Below are 5,442 nucleotides of genomic sequence, written 5' to 3' on the forward strand. Positions count from 1 at the left end.
AGAAAAAAGAAAACCCCCGTTGCCACGAGGGCAACGGGGGTTCTCAAAAAGAATCCGGCAGCGACCTACTCTCCCGCGCGGTTTCCCGCGAAGTACCATCGGCTCTGGAGGGCTTAACTTCCGTGTTCGGGATGGGAACGGGTGGGACCCCTCCGACATAGCCACCGGAAAACAAGCGACAGTGCATACAAAGGGTAAGTTTCAATATTCTGCGAGCTTGAAGTCTCGCTGCGCCGTAAATCAACTAGCGTCTTCCGGGCGAGTGCTTTTGAAGCACTCGAGCCTCGGCCTTGACCTCCGAATCCCTTACTCCCCTTGAGGGGGCATGGAAGAGAACGGGGAAAGTAAGCCGCTCGACCAATTAGTACCGGTTAGCTCAACGTGTTACCACGCTTACACACCCGGCCTATCAACGTCGTAGTCTTCGACGGGTCTTCAGGGGCTTGCGCCCGGGATACCTGGTCTTGAGGTCGGTTTCCCGCTTAGATGCTTTCAGCGGTTATCCAATCGGCACATGGCTACCCAGCGATACCTCTGGCGAGATAACTGGTACACCAGCGGTGCCTCCAACCCGGTCCTCTCGTACTAAGGTCAGAGCCTCTCAAGTATCCTACGCCCACAGCAGATAGGGACCAAACTGTCTCACGACGTTTTGAACCCAGCTCGCGTACCGCTTTAATTGGCGAACAGCCAAACCCTTGGGACCTGCTCCAGCCCCAGGATGCGATGAGCCGACATCGAGGTGCCAAACCTCCCCGTCGATGTGAACTCTTGGGGGAGATAAGCCTGTTATCCCCGGAGTACCTTTTATCCGTTGAGCGATGGCCCTTCCATTCAGGACCACCGGATCACTATGACCTGCTTTCGCACCTGCTCGAGATGTCTCTCTCGCAGTCAAGCTCCCTTATGCCATTGCACTCGCCGCCCGGTTTCCAATCGGGCTGAGGGAACCATCGCGCGCCTCCGTTACTTTTTGGGAGGCGACCGCCCCAGTCAAACTACCCACCAGACAGTGTCCCAATCCCGGCTGACGGGACATGGTTAGACACCAGAAATCAACAGGGTGGTATTTCACCGTTGCCTCCACCGAACCTAGCGGCCCGGCTTCAAAGGCTCCCACCTATCCTACACAGTCAATCCCTAGTGTCACTGTCAAGTTATAGTAAAGGTTCACGGGGTCTTTCCGTCTTGCTGCGGGTAAACTGCATCGGCACAGCTATTTCAATTTCGCTGAGTCCCTCTCCGAGACAGCGCGGAAGTCGTTACTCCATTCGTGCAGGTCGGAACTTACCCGACAAGGAATTTCGCTACCTTAGGACCGTTATAGTTACGGCCGCCGTTTACTGGGGCTTCGGATCATCGCTTCACCTTGCGGCTGACGAATCCCCTTAACCTTCCAGCACCGGGCAGGAGTCAGACCCTATACGTCGGCTTGTCGCCTTCGCAGAGTCCTGTGTTTTTGGTAAACAGTCGCTACCGCCATTTCTCTGCAACCTCTCTCGGCTTCGGCTGTACGCCTACACCTACCAGAGGCCCACCTTCTTCCGAAGTTACGGTGGAAATTTGCCTAGTTCCTTGGAGGAGAGTTCTCTCAAGCGCCTTAGGATTTTCTCCTCACCCACCTGTGTCGGTTTGCGGTACGGACACCCTATGAGCTCCCTACGGGACTTTTCTTGGAAGCAGAGCATCAGCGACTTACCCCTGACGGGGCGCCATGGGGTCTCGGGGATAGCTGCCGCGCCTTTAATCGTACGCGACACCCCTACACCTTTAGACTGACACAACCACCGGTCAGCTCGCCTAGCTTTCTCCGTCCTCCCTTAGTTCAACGCTCACAAGATGGCGCAGGAATATTAACCTGCTTTCCATCATCTACGCCTTTCGGCCTCGACTTAGGTTCCGGCTAACCCTGGGAAGATTAACTTGACCCAGGAAACCTTGGGTTTACGGCGAGGGGGTTTCTCACCCCCTTTATCGCTACTCATTTCGGCATCAGCACTCCCAGTCGCTCCAGCCGCCTTTACAGTCGACCTTCGCTGCAACTGGGACGCTCCCCTACCGCCATACGTTTTGCGTATGACCCGAAGCTTCGGCACTAGTCTTGAGCCCCGTTACATTTTCGGCGCGGCCTGTCTTGACCAGTGAGCTATTACGCTTTCTTTAAAGGATGGCTGCTTCTAAGCCAACCTCCTGGTTGTCAATGACCTGCCACATCCTTTCTAGTGTTCACTTAGACTAGATTTGGGGGCCTTAGCTGTCGGTCTGGGTTATTCCCCTCTTGCCAATGGACGTTATCACCCACTGACTGCGTCCCGGGATAACAATTGCCGGCATTCGGAGTTTGGTACGGTTTGGTAATCTGGTGAGACCCCTAGCCGTTCCAGTGCTCTACCTCCGGCATTGAATTGCCCGAGCCGATACCTAAATATCTTTCGGGGAGAACCAGCTATCACGGAGTTTGATTGGCCTTTCACCCCTACACACAGCTCATCCCAGAAATTTTCAACTTTCATGAGTTCGGTCCTCCATGCGGTGTTACCCGCACTTCAACCTGGCCATGTGTAGATCACCCCGCTTCGGGTTATAATACACGCAACTGAATCGCCCTTTTAGGACTCGCTTTCGCTCCGGCTCCACCTAACGGCTTAGCCTCGCTACGTATATTAAGTCGCCGAATCATGATGCAAAAGGTACGCCCTCGCACTGGCTTGCGCCGTAGTGCTCGGACTGCTTGTAGACATGCGGTTTCAGGTTCTTTTGACTCCCCTTACCGGGGTTCTTTTCACCTTTCCCTCGCGGTACTAGTTCACTATCGGTCGCCAAGGAGTATTTAGCCTTACCGGATGGTCCCGGCTGATTCAGACAGGATTGCACGTGTCCCGTCTTACTTGGGTAACCCACTCAGCTCCAACCCGCTTTCGCGTACGCGACTATCACGCTCTTTGGTGTCCCTTTCCAGAGACTTCCGCTAGCAGGTCAAAGTCCTACCGTGGACCCTCTACCCCGCGGCCACTTGCGTGGACACGGTTTGGGCTGTTCCCATTTCGCTCGCCGCTACTTTGGGAATCACTCATTGTTTTCTCTTCCTCAGGGTACTGAGATGTTTCACTTCCCCTGGTTAGCTCCATCCAGCCTATGTATTCAGCTGGAGGTAACACCGCTATTCGCAGTGCTGGGTTTCCCCATTCGGACATCTCCGGATCAACGCTCGGTTGACAGCTCCCCGGAGCTTTTCGCAGCCACCCACGTCCTTCATCGCCTCTTGGCACCTAGGCATCCACCGCACGCCCTTAGTAGCTTACTTGCCCTGATCTCTTTCATACCCGCCTCCCGGCGGATTATTGAAACTCGAAAGTCAAGGCCCAGACCCCTGCTCTTCGCAGCAGGCCCGGAAGACTTCTATGTTGATTCAACGCTTGATTGAGACTGTCTTGCGCCGTCGGTACGTCAAAGCCTCACGGCTTCGTCGCACCTGGCAAGTCAGTCTTCTGCGAGAACTTCTTACTCAGCAGAAATTGAACTTACCCTTCGTATGCACTTGTCAAAGAACACAAAGGCCGAGTCGTTGAACTCAGTCCTTCAAAACCAAACAGCAAGCCCATGTATTACGACAGATTGTGATTCGGAAACGTTGACCTGGTCGACCTATGCAGCGCCGAAGCGCCACTGGCATCGCCTACTGCACCCGAAGGCGCGAGTCCGATGCCCGGTCTCCTTAGAAAGGAGGTGATCCAGCCGCAGGTTCCCCTACGGCTACCTTGTTACGACTTCACCCCAGTTACCGACCACTCCTTGGGCATCTCTTGGTGAGATGACTTCTGGAGCAATCGACTCCCATGGTGTGACGGGCGGTGTGTACAAGGCCCGGGAACGTATTCACCGCAGCGTGCTGATCTGCGATTACTAGCGATTCCGCCTTCATGGAGTCGAGTTGCAGACTCCAATCTGAACTGAGACCGGTTTTATGCGATTAGCTCCCCCTCGCGGGTTGGCAACGCTCTGTACCGGCCATTGTAGCACGTGTGTAGCCCTGGTCATAAAGGCCATGAGGACTTGACGTCATCCCCACCTTCCTCCGGTTTAACACCGGCAGTCCCTCTAGAGATCCACTTGCGTGGCAACTAAAGGCGAGGGTTGCGCTCGTTGCGGGACTTAACCCAACATCTCACGACACGAGCTGACGACAGCCATGCAGCACCTGTCTCTTGGTTCCCTTGCGGGCACTCCCTCATCTCTGAAGGATTCCAAGGATGTCAAGACCAGGTAAGGTTCTGCGCGTTGCGTCGAATTAAACCACATGCTCCACCGCTTGTGCGGGCCCCCGTCAATTCCTTTGAGTTTTAGTCTTGCGACCGTACTTCCCAGGCGGAGAACTTAATGCGTTAGCTTCGGCACCGCGGGGGTCAACTCCCACGACACCTAGTTCTCATCGTTTACGGCGTGGACTACCAGGGTATCTAATCCTGTTTGCTCCCCACGCTTTCGCGTCTCAGCGTCAGTAGTCGTCCAGGTGGCCGCCTTCGCCACCGGTGTTCCTCCCCATATCTACGAATTTCACCTCTACTTGGGGAATTCCGCCACCCTCTCCGACACTCAAGCACGACAGTTTCGGGCGCACTTCCTCAGTTGAGCTGAGGGCTTTCACACCCGACTTGTCACGCCGCCTACACGCGCTTTACGCCCAATAATTCCGAACAACGCTTGCACCCTCTGTATTACCGCGGCTGCTGGCACAGAGTTAGCCGGTGCTTCTTCTCCCGGTACAGTCAAGCCGTTGGATGTTAGCCAACGGGTTTTCGTCCCGGTCGAAAGTGCTTTACAATCCAAAGACCTTCATCACACACGCGGCGTTGCTGCGTCAGGCTTTCGCCCATTGCGCAAAATTCCCCACTGCTGCCTCCCGTAGGAGTCTGGACCGTGTCTCAGTTCCAGTGTGGCTGATCGTCCTCTCAGACCAGCTACCCGTCGTTGCCTTGGTGGGCCATTACCCCGCCAACTAGCTGATGGGCCGCGGACTCATCTGGTTGTGATAGCTTGTATACAGAGGCCACCTTTTCCCTCAGTCTCCGAAGAGGCCGTGGGCTTATCCGGTATTAGCCAATCTTTCGACTGGTTATCCCGGGCATCCAGGCAGATTATCCACGTGTTACGCACCCGTGCGCCGCTCTACTAAGGGTTGCCCCTATTCGCGCTCGACTTGCATGTGTTAGGCACGCCGCCAGCGTTCGTTCTGAGCCAGGATCAAACTCTCCAATTGTATTTTTTTGAAGAATTGAACCGGCGTCAGTCGAGGCCCTGCTAAGGAACCTCAACTCGCTGATTCATATCGGTGCTGCCGGCTGCGCTTCTCAGCGCGACCTGGCTGGCACCGTCAAAGAATTGACTGCGGTTTCCGCAATCTGTCTTCTACTTGGGCTTGCTATTTGGTTTTCAAAGACCGAG

At 55.1% G+C, this 5,442-nt stretch carries 3 rRNA genes; all 3 read right to left on the reverse strand.

Annotated elements, in window-relative coordinates:
• Positions 1-52 precede the first annotated feature (52 nt).
• Positions 53-169: ribosomal RNA gene (rrf, locus tag G4D85_RS48285) — 5S ribosomal RNA — on the reverse strand.
• Positions 170-340: 171 nt separating this feature from the next.
• A 23S ribosomal RNA gene (locus G4D85_RS48290) occupies positions 341-3,304 on the reverse strand.
• A 415-nt stretch (positions 3,305-3,719) separates the two neighbouring features.
• Positions 3,720-5,257 (reverse strand): 16S ribosomal RNA (locus G4D85_RS48295).
• The 16S, 23S and 5S rRNA genes sit together here, the layout of an rRNA operon.
• Positions 5,258-5,442 lie beyond the last annotated feature (185 nt).

Source organism: Pyxidicoccus trucidator (assembly GCF_010894435.1).
Taxonomy (GTDB): Bacteria; Myxococcota; Myxococcia; order Myxococcales; family Myxococcaceae; genus Myxococcus; species Myxococcus trucidator.